The organism is Streptomyces musisoli, from assembly GCF_016741855.1.
GTDB classification, from domain to species: domain Bacteria; phylum Actinomycetota; class Actinomycetes; order Streptomycetales; family Streptomycetaceae; genus Streptomyces; species Streptomyces musisoli.
In genome coordinates, this window is sequence record NZ_JAERRH010000004.1 from 380327 (window position 1) to 396854 (window position 16528).

The following is a 16528-nucleotide window of genomic DNA, read 5'->3' on the forward strand; positions in this document are numbered from 1 at the left end:
GGAGCGGACTCCGGTGGGGCTCCTTCGCGGTCCCGTCAGCGGGTCACTGCGGGAAATTCGGGTCCAGGGCGGTCTCCGCCGCGTGGCTGGTGGTGATGCCCGAGGCGGTCCCCCGCAGCAGCACGCCCTTGTGGTAGAGGTCGCCCGAGACCAGCAGGTCCGCGTCGCCGTCGCGGTCGAAGTCGCGCAGGCGGACGAACAGCCCGAGCATCTCGGAATCGGTCGGGCTGCCCGGCACGCCCGCCGTGGCACGGGTGAACCACTGGGAGCCGGTGCCGGTCAGGCCGCTCCTGCCGCCCCGCAGGACGTGCACACCGCCCGCGTTCGGGACCGGGCCGGACTCCTCCTCGGGCACGCCGACCGCGAGGTCCGGGTAGCCGTCGCGGTTGGTGTCGCCGGCGGAGAGGGCGTAGCCGAACCCGTCGTTCCGCGTGGCTGCCGTCGCCACTCCGGAGGTGGACTGGGTCAGCCGGTAGGAGGTGGTCGGGCCGCTCGCGCCGCCGCGCAGCACCACCACGGAGCCCGCGCCCTTGTTGTACGGCTTGTCGCTGACGGCGAGGTCGCCGTAGCCGTTCTTGTCGAAGTCGGCGATCACGCCGGTCGCGCTGAAGTCCACCTGCGAGGCGTTGTAGGTCGTGTACTTGCCGCGCTTGACGGTGGAGCCGCCCTGTACGAACCACGCGGCCTGGACCATCTTGTCGTTCTCGTAGCCCTGACCGACCACGTACAGGTCGGTGGCGTTGTCCTTGGTGACCTTGCCCGCGACGATCGCGCTCGGCTCCAGCACGTGGGCGCCGCTGGGGCTGACCTCCAGCCTGCTGACGCCGCCCGTCGTACCGGTCGTGGAGAAGCCGCCCCGGTAGACGAAGAGGGTGCCCGCGACATCGGTGACGGCCAGGTCCGGCTTGCCGTCGCCGTTGAAGTCGCCGGCGGCGAGGGCCGCACCGAACGCCGTGCCGGACTTGGCCGGGATCCGCGTGGCCTTCGCGCCGAGGCCCGTCCTGGCGCCCCACAGGATGGTGACCGCGCCCGCCCCGGTCTTCGTACCGACCTTCTCGGTGCGGTCGGCGACGGCGAGGTCGGCGTACCCGTCCCGGTTGAGGTCGGCGTTCGCGACCTGGTCGCCGAAGGTGTCGGCGTAGCCGCCGGCGTCACCGGCCTTGCCCGGGATGTTGGGACTGTCCTGGGTGAACCGGACCGTCTTCGGTCCCGGCCCGGTCGCCGTGCCGTAGGTGACGGTGACCTCGCCGCCCCAGCCGGAGGCGTAGTCCCGGTAGCCGTCGCCGTTGAAGTCGTCGGCGTACTTGGCGGGGGCCGCGTTCGCCGTCCCGGCCGTCAGGGCCACCAGTCCACCGGTGAGGGCCAGCGCCGTGGCCGTCGCCACGGCGGGGAATCTGTGGGTGCGCATGTATCTCCTTGATCGCGTACCCGGAAGACACTCAGGAGGCCCGCACGGTTGTACGGCGAAGGCCGCCGCTGTGACCCGCGTCCAGAGACGGGGCCGAGTCGCCGGCGGCGCCACGCGAGGGCGAGGTGTGACGGGATCAGGTGACCACCGACGACGACGCGACCGTCCGCGCCCGGTCGTACAGATCGCGGGCAGTGCTGTCGGACTGCCCCACCGCATACACGGTGGCCCGGTACACCCGGCGGTGACCGGCGCAACGGCGAAGACGACCGAAGGCCCCGTCCCCGGTGCGTGACCGGGGGCGGGGCCCGAGTGGCCGTCGGCGTACGGCGATCAGTAGCGACGCGTGATCAGCGCGCGCTTGACCTCCTGGATCGCCTTCGTGACCTCGATACCGCGCGGGCAGGCGTCCGTGCAGTTGAAGGTCGTGCGGCAACGCCACACGCCGTCGCGGTCGTTGAGGATCTCCAGCCGCTGCTCGCCCGCCTCGTCACGCGAGTCGAAGATGAAGCGGTGGGCGTTCACGATCGCGGCCGGACCGAAGTACTGGCCGTCGTTCCAGAACACCGGGCAGGACGACGTGCACGCGGCGCACAGGATGCACTTGGTGGTGTCGTCGAACCGCGCGCGGTCCTCGACGGACTGCAGCCGCTCGCGCGTCGGCTCGTTCGTCTCCTTGGTGACCAGGAACGGCATGACGTCCCGGTACGCCTGGAAGAACGGCTCCATGTCCACGACCAGGTCCTTCAGGACCGTGAGGCCCTTGATGGGCTCGACCGTGATCGGCTTCTCGGGGTTGATGTCCTTGATCAGCGTCTTGCAGGCAAGGCGGTTCCTGCCGTTGATCCGCATCGCGTCCGAGCCGCAGATGCCGTGCGCGCACGACCGGCGGAAGGTGAGGGTGCCGTCGAGGTCCCACTTGATCTTGTGGAGGCCGTCGAGGACACGCTCCTTCGGGTCGATCTCCAGCTGGAAGTCTTCCCAGGTCGCCTCCGCCGAGACCTCCGGGTTGAACCGGCGGACCCGGAAGGTGACCGTGATGTAGGGGGAGTCGGCGAAGCCGGGCTCGGGCTGGCCGGCCGCGTCCGCCTTGTCCAGAACAGGGGTAGCCATCAGTACTTACGCTCCATCGGCTGGTAGCGGGTCTGGACGACCGGCTTGTAGTCGAGACGGACGGTTTCCGAGCCGTCGGCGCCGACCTCGCGGTACGCCATGGTGTGGCGCATGAAGTTGACGTCGTCGCGGTTCGGGTAGTCCTCGCGGTAGTGACCGCCGCGGGACTCCTTGCGGGCCAGGGCCGAGACGGCCATGACCTCGGCCAGGTCGAGCAGGTTGCCCAGCTCGATCGCCTCGAGGAGGTCCGTGTTGAACCGCTTGCCCTTGTCCTGGATCGCCACGTTCTTGTACCGCTCGCGCAGCTCGGCGATCTTCTCGACGGCCGTCTTGATCGTCTGCTCGGTGCGGAACACCATGACGTTGGCGTCCATGGTCTCCTGCAGCTCACGCCGCAGGGTCGCCACCCGCTCGTTGCCGGTGGAGTTGCGCAGCCGCTCGATCTGCTCGACGACCAGGGTCTCCGGGTTCTCCGGGAGCTCGACGAAGTCGGTCTTCGCGGAGTACTCGGCGGCGGCGATGCCCGCGCGGCGGCCGAACACGTTGATGTCCAGCAGCGAGTTGGTGCCCAGGCGGTTGGCGCCGTGCACGGAGACACAGGCGACCTCGCCGGCCGCGTACAGACCCGGGACGACCGTGGTGTTGTCCGCCAGGACCTCACCCTCGACGTTCGTCGGGATGCCGCCCATCGCGTAGTGCGCGGTCGGCTGGATCGGGATCGGGTCCGTGTACGGCTCGATACCGAGGTAGGTCCGCGCGAACTCGGTGATGTCCGGGAGCTTGGCGTCCAGCTGCTCCGGCGGGAGGTGGGTGAGGTCCAGGTAGACGTGGTCGCCCTCGGGACCGCAGCCCCGGCCCTCGCGGATCTCCGTGTAGATGGAGCGGGACACGACGTCACGGGACGCCAGGTCCTTCATGACGGGAGCGTACTTCTCCATGAAGCGCTCGCCGTCCTTGTTGCGCAGGATGCCGCCCTCACCACGCGCGCCCTCGGTGAGCAGGATGCCCATGCGCCAGATGCCGGTCGGGTGGAACTGGAAGAACTCCATGTCCTCCAGCGGCAGGCCCCGGCGGTAGACGGCGGCCTGGCCGTCACCGGTGAGGGTGTGCGCGTTGGAGGTCACCCTGAAGAACTTGCCGCAGCCGCCGGAGGCGTAGATGACGGCCTTCGCCTGGAAGATGTGGATCTCGCCGGTCGCCAGCTCGTAGGCGACGACACCGGCCGACTTCTTGACGCCGTCGACCTCGGTGATCAGCTGGTCCAGGACGTAGAACTCGTTGAAGAACTCCACGCCCTCCTTGACGCAGTTCTGGTACAGCGTCTGGAGGATCATGTGGCCGGTGCGGTCCGCGGCGTAGCAGGCCCGGCGGACCGGGGCCTCGCCGTGGTTGCGGCTGTGACCGCCGAAGCGGCGCTGGTCGATGGTGCCGTTCGGGGTCCGGTTGAACGGCAGACCCATCTTCTCCAGGTCGAGGACGGCGTCGATGGCCTCCTTCGCCAGGATCTCGGCGGCGTCCTGGTCGACCAGGTAGTCACCGCCCTTGACCGTGTCGAAGGTGTGCCACTCCCAGTTGTCCTCCTCCACGTTGGCCAGCGCGGCGGCCATGCCGCCCTGCGCGGCGCCCGTGTGGGAGCGGGTGGGGTAGAGCTTGGTCAGCACCGCGGTGCGGCTGCGCTTCGTCGACTCGATGGCCGCGCGCATGCCCGCGCCGCCGGCGCCGACGATGACGGTGTCGTACTTGTGGATCTTCATGATTCTCGCAGCCCCGTGCCTAGCGGATGTTCGGGTCGAAGGTGAAGATCACCAGCGTGCCCAGCAGGATGGTGAACACCGTGGCGGTGTAGAGCAGCGCCTTCAGCCACATGCGGCTGGCCGGGCGCTCCGCGTAGTCGTTGATGATCGTGCGCAGGCCGTTGGACCCGTGCAGCATCGCCAGCCACAGCATCACCAGGTCCCAGACCTGCCAGAACGGGGACGCCCAGCGGCCGGCCACGAAGGCGAAGCCGATCTTGGAGACGCCGCCGTCCAGGAAGAGCTGGATCAGCAGGTGGCCGAGGACGAGGACGACCAGCACGATGCCGGACAGGCGCATGAACAGCCACGCGGCCATCTCGAAGTTGCCCCGGGTCGACTTCGGGGTCTTCTTGGTGCGCTTGCGCGGGGCCTCGATCAGCGGGGCCGGGTTGTCGACGGTGTAGACGGGGGCGCCCTCGACGGGGCCGACTCCGGACGCGGGGGTTTCAGTCGTAGACATCGGCGTCAGCTCCCAAAGAGGGCACGGAAGGCGTGGCCCAGTACCGAGTAGACGGAGCCGAGCATCAGCACGACCCAGACGACACCGACGACCCAGAACATCTGCTTCTGGTAGCGCGGGCCCTTCGACCAGAAGTCGACGGCGATGACGCGCAGGCCGTTGAGCGCGTGGAAGAGGATGGCGGCGACGAGGCCGTACTCCAGCAGCGCGACGATCGGCGTCTTGTACGTGGCTACGACCTTGTCGTAGTCCTCGGGGGAGACACGCACGAGAGCGGTGTCCAGCACGTGAACGAACAGGAAGAAGAAGATGAGGACGCCGGTGACTCGGTGAGCCACCCAGGACCACATTCCTTCCCGGCCGCGGTACAGCGTTCCAGCCGGCACGGAAGAACCCTCCGGGAGCGGGGACTAGGGCCGCGCCGGCTTCACTGTCGGTCGGGCCCGGCCGGGTACGGTCCACCGGCCCTCTGCATCGTAGCGAGGCGCCGCGTCCTGCTTTACGGGGGGCCTACCTGTGTGATCAAAGTGGCACGCGGTTGGGCTAGCCGGAGCGGCCACCGGGGTGGAGTGCCCCGTTATCTACCGGTTGCGGGTGCATTGTGGCTGGTCGCGCCCGTGTGGCGGCAGCCGCAGAGCGAAGCCGGCCTCGCGCCCCTCAGCTGGACCAGGAGACGCCCGCGTGCCAGACGGCGCAGTTCCTCCGCCGCTGTCACCCGCTCCTCCTCCGGATCGTTCGCCAATCGTGACCGGATCGCTTCGAGAATGCGGTCGATGACCTCGCCCGGGGGCACATCGCCCAGATAGATGACGAACGCGTGCCCGAAGCGCGCTTCGTACGCGGCGTGCGCCGCGCTCAGGGCCGTGTGGGCCGCGGAGTACGTGTCCTCGGGCAGCTCGGGCAGGGGCTCGCCCGCCAGGGCCTCCGCCAGATCGGCCGGTGAGAGGTCGTACGCCGCCTCGTCCGCCGCCGCCAGCAGGGACTCCGGGTCGGGGTAGGGGCGGTGGTCGGCGATCCGGTCGGACCAGCGCGGGCTGTGCAGGCAGTGCAGGAGAAGGGCGCGCGCCTCGTCCGCGGGAGCCGTGTTGAAGGCGTCGAGAGGCTTGGGGAGATACGGCAGGTGGTGGGCGGGCAGCGTAGGTCCTCGCGTCACATGTGGTGTGGCAGGGGATGCTGTGAAAGGTGTGTCGTCAGGTTATCGAGAGTGTTCATGCTGTGTCCGAGGGATAGCTGAATTTCACCCGAACGGGAGAGTTTCGGGTCACTCAGGTGACCGCTGGGTCCGGGAGCGGTCGTACGTTGGCAGGGTGATCCAGCACAGGCGCCGGCGTTCGGCGCGCCAGGTGGCAAGGAAACGGGCGGTGGTGGCCGCCGCGTTCGTCGGGACGGTCGCGCTCGGCACGGGTGTCGGCGTGTGGGCCTCGTCGGACGGGGACGACGGGACGTCCGGGGGCGGCGCGCGGCAGTCGTCGTCCGGCCGGTTCTCCGGCACCGGCGACGACCCGGCGACCGCGGGCACACCGTCGGCGAACCCCAGCCCGAGCCGGTCCTACCCCTTGTCCCGGACGCCGCGCACGATACCCGCGGTGCGCTCCCACACCCCGGCGCGCGGGCCCGGCTGGCAGCCGCGCGGCGGCGAGCGGGTGGTGGTGAGCGACGCGGCGCTGGCCGACGAGGGGCGGCTGATAGCGGGAGAGCTGGGGCTGACCTACGCGGGGGAGAAGAGCGACACGCGCCCGGGCGACGTGCGGCTCGCGCTCGGCGGCGGGGGCGGCGACCGGGAGTCGTACACGATGACCGTCCGGGACGGACGGGTCGACATCAGCGGGCCCGGCGAGGCGGGCGTCTTCTACGGCACCCGCACCCTGAAGCAGGAGATCCGCGGCGCCGGCAGCGCCCCGGAGGGGGTCGTACGGGACGAGCCGGCCAAGCCGGTGCGCGGGTTCATGCTGGACATCGCGCGCAAGCCGTACAGCGAGGCGTGGATCGAGGACCGGATACGCGAGCTGGGCGACCTGAAGTTCAACGAGCTGGGCCTGCACTTCTCCGACGACCAGGCGTTCCGGATCGAGTCCAGCACCCACCCCGAGATCGTCTCCCCGGTCCACCTGACCAAGGCGCAGGTCAAGCGGATCGTGGACCTGGCGAACAGCCGGCACATCACCGTCGTCCCCGAGATCGACTCGCCCGGGCACCTGGGCGCGGTCCTCGCCGCCCATCCCGACCTGAAGCTGCGCAACGTGGGCGGGGTGGCGACCAGGGGCGCGATCGACATCTCCAAGCCCGGCTCCGCGAAGATCGTCGACGATCTGCTGAACGAGTACGCCGGGCTGTTCACCGGAAGCCAGTGGCACCTCGGCGGCGACGAGTACCAGGCGCTGACGGTGAAGTCCCCCGAGGCGTCCTATCCGCAGCTGGCCGCCGCCGCCCGGCAGAAGTACGGCTCCGGCGGCACCGTCGCCGACCTGGCCACCGGCTGGCTGAACGACCGCGCCGCCACCGTCCGCGCCCACGACCGGACGATGCGGGCGTGGAACGACGGCTTCCTCCGGGGCACCTCCGTGCAGCCCGCCAAGGACCTCCGGGCCGCCTACTGGACCGGCAAGGAGATCGGCGCCCGGCAGCCGGCCGAGTACCTGAGCGCCGGGCGGAAGCTCGTCAACTACAACGACGAGTTCCTCTACTACGTCCTCGGGCAGCCGCAGACGTTCGTGTACCCGACGGGGCAGCGCATCTACGAACAGTGGAGTCCTCGGGTGGTGCGCGGCACGACCGCCGTACCGGCGCGCTACGACGGGCAGATCCTCGGCGGGACGTTCGCGGTGTGGGGCGACTTCCCCGACGCGCAGACCCAGGAGCAGGTCGCCGCCGGCGTACGGATGCCGCTGCGGGCCACCGTGCAGAAGCTGTGGGACCCGGGCAGGCCCGCACTGTCCTGGGCCGACTTCAAGGCGCTGGCGAACCGGCTGGGCTGAGAACCGGATGGCCGCACGGCGGCGTCCGACCGTATGTTCGGGTGCTCGCGCGCGGGCTCGGGGAGAGCCGCGCGCCCTCTCAGCTCTCGTGTTCTCCGGGGGACCGCTCCATGACCGCACCCGTGCCCGCGCCGCCGCACGCCGCCCCGCCCGGCCCCCGGTTGCGCTCACCGTCCGGCCTCGCCCGGGCCACCGCCGTCCTGCTCGGGCTCGTCGCCGCCACCGGCGCCTTCGCCTGCCGCGAAGGCGATGCCGTTCGCCGACGCGCTCGGAGATCGCGGCGGCCGTCCTCGCCGTCGCGGTAGTCGTCCGCCTGACCCGTATGCGGGAACGCAAGGTCCTCTCCGGTGAACTGCCGGCACCGCTCCCTGGCTGAAAACTCGTGGCTGTGACACTCCCGCGCCGTCGCACGCAGTAAGGGGAAGTGCGGGCTCCGTACCGGTCGGCGCCCTGGCGAGGGAGGCATTCATGAGCCTGGTGGACCTGATCGCACAGGCCGACGAACGCGGACTGGCCGCCAGCGGCTTGGCTTGTTTGGATCGGTGTCTGCCGCTGCTCGGCGGCGACGACGACCTGCTGCGCCCCCTGTGGGCGAGCCTCGCCGACGACTCCGACTGGACCGACGGCCTGGCACGGGCCCAGGGCGCGGTCGGCTCCGCCGGACCCGCCGGCGACGAGGCCGCCCGGCTCGCCCGCCGGATGCTGGAGTCGACCCCGGCCGAGCGCACCGCCGACGCGGTACGGCCCTGGGCGGACGCCTGCTCGGTCGCCTCCCTGTGCATCCACGGGCTGCTCGACCCGGCCGCCGACGGCACCCCGGCCCCGGACGGCCTGGACGCCGGGCGGGCCGGGGACTCGGCGGACCTGCCCCCGCTCGTCACCGCCGAGCTGCGCCGGCAGGCCGCGGTCCTGGAACTCCTCGCGGGTCACGGCGCCCAGGGGCTGCGCGGGGCGCTGGAGGTGTCGGTGGAGGGGCGCCGGGTGCTGCGGGCGGTGGTCTCGCGCCGGGCGCGCAGTGCCGCGGAACCCGGGGCGTGAGGGGAAGCTGTGACCTTCCTGCGGCGGACGTGGGGCGGTCCTGCGACGGTTGGCGAAACGTCGGAGAAACGTTTCGAAACCCGGTGACGGAACCTCGTGCCGGCTCGCTCTTCCCTATGTGACAGCCCAAGTGACAGCTCATGTGACAGCCCGGTCCGTGACAGCACGGCAGGACGCCAGGCCGCACGCCGCGGCGAAGCCCGTCCGGTGGGCGGCAGACGCGGTGGCGACGATGCGCGAGGGTGCGCGGGTGCGGCTCGACTACTCGGCGCAGAGCCTGTGGCGGGTGGACCGGATGATCGAGGAGATACGCCGTGAGGGACCGCCGTACGCGGCCGTCGAGAGCGTGCTGCGCGGCTTCGGCGCCTACGCCGGCGAGGTGATCGTCCGGCAGACCGGCGCCGAGTGGTGGGCGACCGGCGGCGAGCACTGGGTGCGCACCCCCGACGGCCGGCTGTGGGACCCGGTCGAGGAGGCCCGCCGCTGCTACGGCGGCCACGGCTCGCTCCGGCTGCTGTGCCGGGACGCGACCGCATCCCGCTGACCGGACCCGGCCGGGAGCCGCCCGGCTGTGACACTTCCGTCGGGGCCGACGCTGATGATCCTGGAGGGCGACGGACACGGGCGGAGCGTGTCGCGCCGCGAGGGGAACGCCACGCAGTGGCCAGGAACTCGGCACGAACGAGGACGGTCTTGGGCCAGGGAGGGGAACCCCGCCGCCCGCAGCCGCGGGACGGGGAGCTGGGCGCGGCGGTCGCGCGGGCCCAGGAGGGTGACGAGACCGCCTTCGCGGTGGCCTACCGGATCGTGCAGCCCGGCCTGCTGGGTTATCTGCGGGGCCTGGTCGGCGAGGACGCGGAGGACGTCGCCTCCGACGCCTGGCTGGAGATCGCCCGGGACCTCGGCCGGTTCCGGGGCGACGGCGCGGGCTTCCGCGGCTGGACCGCGACCATCGCCCGGCACCGCGCGCTGGACCACTTGCGCCGGCAGCGGGTGCGGCCGCGGGCGGCGCAGCTCGAACAGGACGCCCTGGAGCTGCCCGGCCGGCACAGCACCCACGACCAGGCCCTGGAGTCGCTGTCCACGGAACGCGCGCTGGAGCTGGTGCGCGGGCTGCCCCGGGACCAGGCCGAGGCGGTGCTGCTGCGGGTGGTCGTCGGCCTCGACGGCCCGGCCGCCGCGCGCGTCCTCGGCAAGCGCCCCGGCGCCGTCCGCACGGCCGCGTACCGGGGGCTGCGCCGCCTGGCCCGCCAACTGGGCACCCACGGCCCGGCGGGCGGGAAAGCCGGCGGTGTGACGGATGGCGATCCCCCGACGCTGGGTGAGTCGAGATGAACGGCAGCGGGCGCGGGACGTATGTAGAGGCGGCCGGCGCCCCGGCCGCGAGGACGCGCGGCACGCCGGCCTCCGGGACGTACGGGACCACGGCGGCCGCCGACGGCTCCGGGCACCCGCCCCCGACGCCTTGCGCGTGCGCGTCCGGTGCGGCCCGCGGGCGTGTGGGTGAGGGCGTGTCGGTCGGCGGGTGTGCGGGTGAGGCGGTGGCGGTGGCGGTCGGCGGGTGTGCCGGTGCGGTCACGGTGATCGCCGGTCGTGCCGGCGCGGGTGCGCGAGGGTGCGGCCGTGCGGGGCGCGTGTGGGAATCGGTGTACGGGTTTCCGGGTGGACCGGACGAGGACGGGAACGGACATGGGTGAACGGCACTGCGGGGAAGGGCCGCCCGGCTGCCGGTGCGCACACCCCGGCGGCACCGTCGCCGCCCCCGAGCCGGCCGACCCCTCCGGCGGGTTCGCCGGGCTGGAGACACTGTTCGGCGCCGCGCTGCGCGCCGAGGACGTCGACCCCGACGCCGAGCGCCGCGCCGTGGCCGCCTTCCGGGCCGCCCGCGCCGCAGGCACGCACGGCGCGCGGTCCCGCGCCCGGGACGACTGGCGGCCCGGGCGGCCGCGCCGCGGCCGACGCTCGCTGCGGACCACCCTCTCGCTGGCGCTCGCGAGCCTCACCGTCGGCGGGGTCGCCGTCGCGGCGATCGGCACCGCCGGTTCCGGCACGGACGGCGACCGCCCCGCCGCGCGCCGGCCCGCGGTGCCGCCGGCGAGCGCCGCGCCCGCCCCGGGCCGGCCGGCGGCCGGCACCGCGACCGACGGCCCGACGGCCGATCCGTCGGACACCGGACCGGCCGGGCACCCCGCGCACCCGGCCACCGCCCGGGACACCCTGGCCCACTGCCGTACCTTCGTCCGGGCCGGGGAACGGGGCGGCGCCCTGGAGGCGACGGCCTGGCAGCGGCTCGTCACCGCGGCGGGCGGCCGGGAGAAGGTCGCGGCCTACTGCGCCGCCCAAGTGGCGCAAGCACAGGCACACAACGCCGACAAGGCGGATGATCCCGGCAACACCGGCAAGGGTGAGAACAAGGGCGGAAGCCCGGGGAAGCCGGGCGGCGGGAAGGCGGCCGGCGGCAAGCGGTAGCCGCCCTCCGGCTTCGCCGAGGCAACGGCCGGGGCCGCCACCCCCCACAGGAGAGGCCCCGGCCGTCGCGCGGACGGGCCGCGCACGGCCCGTACTTTCTTCAGCGCCGTGAGTGCGGTTTCTGTCACACCCGGCCACGCCGAAACCTCACCCTGCGCACATCAGAACCCGGTCACGAGTTAGTTGCATCTTCTACAGACATGGACGAGCAGCGGTTTAACGCCGTAACGTGCCTTTCGCGCCGACCGAAGACAGGCGTAAAGGGAGTACGGTGCTGGGGGACGACGCGGAGCTGACCGCCGCGGTGCGTGCGGCACAGGACGGGGACGAGACCGCGTTCCGTACGGTGTACCGCGCCGTGCAGCCGAGGCTGCTCGGATACGTGCGCACACTGGTCGGCGATCCGGACGCCGAGGACGTCGCGTCCGAGGCCTGGCTCCAGATCGCCCGGGACCTCGACCGGTTCAGCGGTGACGCCGACCGGTTCCGCGGCTGGGCCGCCCGGATAGCCCGCAACCGCGCCCTGGACCACATACGCATGCGCGGCCGCCGTCCCGCCATAGGCGGCGACGAGACGGAGCTGACCGGCAGGGCCGCCGAGTCCGACACGGCCGGCGAGGCCATCGAGGCCCTGGCCACCGACAGCACCCTCTCCCTGATCGCCCGGCTCCCGCAGGACCAGGCCGAGGCGGTCGTCCTGCGCGTGGTCGTGGGCCTGGACGCCAAGACCGCCGCCGAGACCCTCGGCAAACGCGCGGGTGCCGTCCGTACCGCCGCGCACCGCGGACTGAAACGGCTCGCGGAGCTGATCGGCGCGGATCCGGAATCGGCGGGCGGACTCGACGCGCTCCCGCCACAGCGAGAACCGCGCCGCGGCGCGGTGACGTCCGCAACTGTGACGCATACGCGTGCGCGGACGCAGAAGGACATGTGATGGCCGACGAGCAGTACAAGTGGCTGAACCGGGAGACGGCGGAACGCCTACTGCGCGGTGAGCCACTGGAAGCCGTCGACGCCTCTACCCGTGACCAGGCCGAACGCCTTTCCCAGGCGCTCGGTGCGCTGTCCGCCGAGGCGGCACCCGCATCCGGTGAACTCCCCGGCGAGCAGGCCGCGCTGGCCGCGTTCCGCAAGGCCCGTGAGGCCGCCGAGGCGGAGCGGACCGCGGCCGCCCACGCCCCCGCCGCCAACCGCCCCTCCGTACCGGGCGCCGACGCGGGCCTGGTCCGCATCGGCGCCCCGGTCCGTACCGGAATCCCGGCCGGGCGCCGCCGCCGGGCCCGGCCGGTGCGTCTGGCGCTCGCCGCCGCGCTGGCCGTCGGCACGCTCGGCGGGGTCGCCATGGCCGCCGGCGGCGGAGTGCTGCCCACGCCGTTCGGCGACGAGCATCCCCGCCCCGGCGCCTCCGTCACCGCCGGTACGACCACCGGGCCGCCGCTCACCTCGCCCTCCTCGCCGGTCACGCCCGGCGGGGAGGCCGGCACGGGCGCCCCGACCGGGCGTGCGGAGGGGAGCCGCGGCGCCGGTTCCGACGAGGCCGCGGGGAAGGGCGACGACAAGGACCGGGGCGGTGCTCCCGGCTTCGGTGCCCCCTCCGCGACGTCCGGCACCGGTTGGCACGGCGTCGCAGCGGCCTGCCGTGCCCTGCGGGACGGCAAGGGCCTGGACACCGGCCGCAAGCGCGCCCTGGAGAACCTCGCCGGCGGTCCCGCCCGCGTGACCAGGTACTGCAAGGTCCTGCTGGCCGCCGGCGGCTCCGCCTCCGGCAGCGCGAACGGCGGCACCGGCAACGGGCAGGACGGGGACGAGCCCACGGGCAAGGACGGCAAGTCCAAGGGCGACAAGGGCGACAAGGACAAGGGCGACAGAGACAAGGGCGACAGGGACAAGGGCGACAGGGACAAGGGCGACAGGGACAAGGGCGGCGGCCGGCACAGGGGCAGGGGGGACGACGACGCCCGCGGCCACGGCCATGGCCACCGGGGCCACCACGGCTGGGACGGCCGGCACCGCGACGGCGCCGCACCCGCTCCCGCTCCCTCCGCCCACGTCCGGCACCCCGCCCACCCGGGCGACAACCGTCCCACCCCGTCACCGAGCCCCACGTACACGGCACTCTGACCTGCCCGGCGCTCCGCCCCGGCGCCACCCGCCCGCCCCCCGCGCCCCGGCATCACCCGTCCGTCCGGCGTCGCCTCGCCCCGGCGTCGCCTCGCCCCGGCGCCACCCGTCTGCCTCCCGCGCCCCGGCATCACCCGTCCGTCCGGCGTCGCCTCGCCCCGGCGTCGTCTCGCCCCGGCGCCACCCGTCTGCCCCCGCGCTCCGCCCCGGCATCACCCGTCCGCCCCACGTCGCCCCGCCCCCCCGTCCGTCCGGCGTCGCCCCGCCCCCCCGCATCACCCGTCCGCTCGGCGTCGCCCCGCCCCCGCATCACCCGTCCGCCCCGCATCGTCCTGCCCCCGCCTGCCCCCTCATCTACCCATCGCACCGCCCTGACCTGTGGTTTTGGACGGTGTTGAAAATTTTTCGGCGTGAGGTGTGACGTTTCCGGGGCCCGTGACGCAGTACTGAGTGAGCCGACTGGTCATCGGCCGTCGCACTGAGCCGGGGTTCCCCCCGTACCCAAGGCTCGTGCACCTGGCGCGGGCGGGGCACGTTCCCCCGGTCCCGCCCGCGCCCCGCAACGCAACCCACCGCCCCGCTCTCCCCGGCAGCCGCCTCTCACCAGGAGACGACGACCTTGTCGCCGATCCGCACCTGGGCGAAGAGCGAGGCCACCGCCGCCTCGTCCCGGACGTTCACGCACCCGTGCGAGCCGCCCGCGTAACCGCGCGCCGCGAAGTCGTACGAGTAGTGCACCGCCTGGCCACCGCTGAAGAACATCGCGTACGGCATCGGTGCGTGATAGAGGGTCGACACATGATGCCGTGACTTCCAGTAGACGCTGAACACACCTTCGCGGGTCGGGGTGTACTCCGTGCCGAAGCGCACCGACATCGTGGACAGGGTCCGCCCGTCGATCATCCAGCGCAGCGTCCGGCTGGTCTTGCTGATGCACAGCACCCGCCCGGTCAGACAGCGCGGATCCGGTGCGGCGGCCGGCTGACCGCCCGTCGGATACAGCTCCCACCGGCCCGGCGGACGCGTCATCGCCACCAGCCGCCGCCAGGTCTCGGTGTCCGTCGCACCGGTCCGCGGCAGCCCGCGCTTGCCCTGGAAGCCCCGGACCGCCTGCACGGTCCGGTCGTCGTACGACCCCGTGGGCCCCTCGGTCAGCCAGGCCACCTGGCGCAGCCGCGCCTGAAGCTCCCGCACCCCCGGCCCGCCGTCCCCGCGCGACCACAGCACCCGCGGCGCCGGCTGGGCGGCCGATGCCGTCCGGGCGGGCCCGGGACTTCCGCCGGCCGGCAGCCGGACATGCACCGGAAGGCGGTGTTTCCCGTCGGCGCCCTGCGGCTGCACGGTGCAACCGCACAGCGCGGCGAGCGCGGTGACCGCGGCGGCGGCCGAGGCGAGCAGGGCGGCAGGTGTCCCCGGGATCCTCATGCCGAAGATGCTTCCCCGCGTGACCGGCGCCGAACTACGGGGCATGGTGAGTTGGTACGGGTCGTACTGCGGAGGCATCCATGGCACGTGAGTCGGAGTCGGGCCTGCCGATCGAGCCGGTCTACGGACCGGCCGACCTGACCGGCTGGGACGCGGACCGGAAGCTGGGCGAACCGGGCGCCTATCCGTTCACCCGGGGGGTGTACCCGACGATGTACACCGGCCGCCCCTGGACCATGCGGCAGTACGCGGGCTTCGGCACGGCGGCCGAGTCCAACGCCCGCTACCGGCAGCTGATCGCCCACGGCACCACCGGCCTGTCCGTCGCCTTCGACCTGCCGACCCAGATGGGCCACGACTCCGACGCCCCCCTGGCGCACGGCGAGGTGGGCAAGGTGGGCGTGGCCGTCGACTCGATCGAGGACATGCGGCTGCTGTTCGACGGCATCCCGCTGGACCAGGTCTCCACGTCCATGACGATCAACGCGCCGGCCGCGCTGCTGCTCCTGCTCTACCAGCTGGTGGCGGAGGAGCAGGGGGTGCCGGCCGACCGCCTGACGGGAACGATCCAGAACGACGTGCTCAAGGAGTACATCGCGCGCGGTACGTACATCTTCCCGCCCAAGCCCTCGCTGCGGCTGACGGCGGACATCTTCAAGTACTGCACCGCCGAGATCCCGAAGTGGAACACGATCTCGATCTCCGGGTACCACATGGCCGAGGCGGGCGCGTCCCCCGCGCAGGAGATCGCCTTCACCCTCGCCGACGGCATCGAGTACGTCCGCACGGCGGTGGCGGCCGGCATGGACGTCGACGGCTTCGCCCCCCGCCTGTCCTTCTTCTTCGTGGCCCGTACCACGCTGCTGGAGGAGGTCGCCAAGTTCCGTGCGGCGCGCCGGATCTGGGCGCGGGTGATGCGGGAGGAGTTCGGCGCGCGCGATCCCAAGTCGCTCATGCTGCGCTTCCACACCCAGACGGCCGGGGTCCAGCTGACGGCCCAGCAGCCGGAGGTGAACCTGGTCCGGGTCGCCGTCCAGGCCCTGGCGGCCGTCCTCGGCGGCACCCAGTCGCTGCACACCAACTCCTTCGACGAGGCGATCGCGCTGCCGACGGACAAGAGCGCGCGGCTGGCGCTGCGCACCCAGCAGGTGCTCGCCCACGAGACGGACGTACCGGCGACGGTGGATCCCTTCGCGGGCTCCTACGCGGTCGAGCGGATGACGGACGACGTGGAGGAGGCCGCCGTCGGCCTGATGCGCAGGGTCGAGGACCTGGGCGGGGCGGTCGCGGCGATCGAGCAGGGCTTCCAGAAGTCCGAGATCGAACGGAACGCGTACCGCATCGCGCAGGAGACCGACTCGGGCGAGCGGGTCGTGGTGGGTGTGAACCGCTTCCGGCTGGACGAGGAGGAGCCGTACGAGCCCCTCCGGGTGGACCCGGCGATCGAGGCCCGGCAGGCCGAGCGGCTGGCCCGGCTGCGGGCGCAGCGGGACCAGGGGGCGGTGCGCGCGGCGCTGGACGCGCTGCGGAAGGCGGCGGAGGGTGAGGACAACGTCCTGTACCCGATGAAGGAGGCGCTGCGGGGACGGGCGACGGTGGGAGAAGTGTGCGGGGCACTGCGGGACGTGTGGGGCAGTCACGTACCGAGCGACGCGTTCTGAACGACCTGTCCGGCGGCCCGGCCGACCCGCCCCGGACCGGGTGTCGTACCCCCGTGCGACAC

The 16528-nt window shown here is 72.8% G+C and carries 15 protein-coding genes; 8 read left to right on the forward strand and 7 right to left on the reverse strand.

All coding sequences use genetic code 11. From position 1 onward, the window contains the following. Window positions 1-43: 43 nt before the first annotated feature. The 6 genes from JK361_RS14350 to JK361_RS14375 form a co-directional block, all read right to left on the reverse strand. Window positions 44-1408 (reverse strand): FG-GAP and VCBS repeat-containing protein, encoded by a 1365-nt coding sequence (locus tag JK361_RS14350; RefSeq protein ID WP_201817081.1) that lies wholly within the window; start codon window positions 1406-1408, stop codon window positions 44-46. A 333-nt stretch (window positions 1409-1741) separates the two neighbouring features. Next, on the reverse strand, window positions 1742-2521 hold the full coding sequence (locus JK361_RS14355) for a succinate dehydrogenase iron-sulfur subunit (RefSeq protein ID WP_201817083.1): 780 nt from the start codon (window positions 2519-2521) through the stop codon (window positions 1742-1744). After that, a complete protein-coding gene (gene sdhA / locus JK361_RS14360; protein ID WP_201817084.1) occupies window positions 2521-4275 on the reverse strand; it encodes a succinate dehydrogenase flavoprotein subunit in 1755 nt (584 codons plus the stop codon). The genes JK361_RS14355 and sdhA overlap by 1 nt, the downstream gene beginning before the upstream one ends. A 19-nt stretch (window positions 4276-4294) precedes the next feature. Then, window positions 4295-4777, reverse strand: coding sequence for a succinate dehydrogenase hydrophobic membrane anchor subunit (locus tag JK361_RS14365; protein WP_201817085.1), 483 nt, complete (start codon window positions 4775-4777; stop codon window positions 4295-4297). 5 nt (window positions 4778-4782) lie between these two features. After that, complete coding sequence (sdhC, locus tag JK361_RS14370) at window positions 4783-5163, reverse strand: succinate dehydrogenase, cytochrome b556 subunit (RefSeq protein ID WP_201817086.1); 381 nt, start codon at window positions 5161-5163, stop codon at window positions 4783-4785. 191 nt (window positions 5164-5354) lie between these two features. Then, the gene (locus tag JK361_RS14375; protein WP_201817088.1) at window positions 5355-5930 is read right to left on the reverse strand and encodes a 2-oxo-4-hydroxy-4-carboxy-5-ureidoimidazoline decarboxylase; all 576 of its coding nucleotides are present in this window, start codon (window positions 5928-5930) and stop codon (window positions 5355-5357) included. A gap of 154 nt (window positions 5931-6084) precedes the next feature. Here JK361_RS14375 and JK361_RS14380 point away from each other — a divergent pair, with 154 nt between their 5' ends. The 7 genes from JK361_RS14380 (at window position 6085) to JK361_RS14410 (ending at window position 13380) form a co-directional block, all read left to right on the forward strand. Next, window positions 6085-7752: a beta-N-acetylhexosaminidase gene (locus tag JK361_RS14380; RefSeq protein WP_372448709.1), complete on the forward strand. Its 1668-nt coding sequence runs from the start codon at window positions 6085-6087 to the stop codon at window positions 7750-7752. 468 nt (window positions 7753-8220) lie between these two features. Next, window positions 8221-8790, forward strand: coding sequence for a hypothetical protein (locus JK361_RS14385; RefSeq protein ID WP_201817090.1), 570 nt, complete (start codon window positions 8221-8223; stop codon window positions 8788-8790). Between the two features lie 157 nt (window positions 8791-8947). After that, window positions 8948-9334 carry a hypothetical protein gene (locus JK361_RS14390; RefSeq protein WP_201817096.1) on the forward strand — a complete coding sequence of 129 codons (387 nt, stop codon included), beginning with the start codon at window positions 8948-8950 and terminating at the stop codon, window positions 9332-9334. A 149-nt stretch (window positions 9335-9483) separates the two neighbouring features. After that, a complete protein-coding gene (locus tag JK361_RS14395; protein ID WP_201817099.1) occupies window positions 9484-10125 on the forward strand; it encodes an RNA polymerase sigma factor in 642 nt (213 codons plus the stop codon). A gap of 354 nt (window positions 10126-10479) precedes the next feature. Continuing rightward, complete coding sequence (locus JK361_RS14400; RefSeq protein WP_201817101.1) at window positions 10480-11259, forward strand: hypothetical protein; 780 nt, start codon at window positions 10480-10482, stop codon at window positions 11257-11259. A gap of 271 nt (window positions 11260-11530) precedes the next feature. After that, entirely contained in the window at window positions 11531-12193 is a 663-nt protein-coding gene (locus JK361_RS14405; protein ID WP_201817103.1) for an RNA polymerase sigma factor, read from the forward strand. Then, on the forward strand, window positions 12193-13380 hold the full coding sequence (locus JK361_RS14410) for a hypothetical protein (protein ID WP_201817105.1): 1188 nt from the start codon (window positions 12193-12195) through the stop codon (window positions 13378-13380). Before JK361_RS14405 ends, JK361_RS14410 begins: the two co-directional genes overlap by 1 nt. Window positions 13381-13980: 600 nt before the next feature. Here JK361_RS14410 and JK361_RS14415 read toward each other — a convergent pair. Then, entirely contained in the window at window positions 13981-14805 is an 825-nt protein-coding gene (locus JK361_RS14415; RefSeq protein WP_201817107.1) for a L,D-transpeptidase family protein, read from the reverse strand. An 80-nt stretch (window positions 14806-14885) separates the two neighbouring features. Between JK361_RS14415 and JK361_RS14420 the strand changes: the two genes are divergently transcribed. Further along, the gene (locus tag JK361_RS14420; protein ID WP_201817108.1) at window positions 14886-16466 is read left to right on the forward strand and encodes an acyl-CoA mutase large subunit family protein; all 1581 of its coding nucleotides are present in this window, start codon (window positions 14886-14888) and stop codon (window positions 16464-16466) included. Window positions 16467-16528 lie beyond the last annotated feature (62 nt).

Coding starts and splice junctions, on each gene's coding strand:
- JK361_RS14350 (WP_201817081.1), bottom strand. CDS start 1,408: ATGCGCACCCACAGATTCCCCGCCGTGGCGACGGCCACGGCGCTGGCC.
- JK361_RS14355 (WP_201817083.1), bottom strand. CDS start 2,521: ATGGCTACCCCTGTTCTGGACAAGGCGGACGCGGCCGGCCAGCCCGAG.
- sdhA (WP_201817084.1), bottom strand. CDS start 4,275: ATGAAGATCCACAAGTACGACACCGTCATCGTCGGCGCCGGCGGCGCG.
- JK361_RS14365 (WP_201817085.1), bottom strand. CDS start 4,777: ATGTCTACGACTGAAACCCCCGCGTCCGGAGTCGGCCCCGTCGAGGGC.
- JK361_RS14385 (WP_201817090.1), top strand. CDS start 8,221: ATGAGCCTGGTGGACCTGATCGCACAGGCCGACGAACGCGGACTGGCC.
- JK361_RS14400 (WP_201817101.1), top strand. CDS start 10,480: ATGGGTGAACGGCACTGCGGGGAAGGGCCGCCCGGCTGCCGGTGCGCA.
- JK361_RS14410 (WP_201817105.1), top strand. CDS start 12,193: ATGGCCGACGAGCAGTACAAGTGGCTGAACCGGGAGACGGCGGAACGC.
- JK361_RS14415 (WP_201817107.1), bottom strand. CDS start 14,805: ATGAGGATCCCGGGGACACCTGCCGCCCTGCTCGCCTCGGCCGCCGCC.
- JK361_RS14420 (WP_201817108.1), top strand. CDS start 14,886: ATGGCACGTGAGTCGGAGTCGGGCCTGCCGATCGAGCCGGTCTACGGA.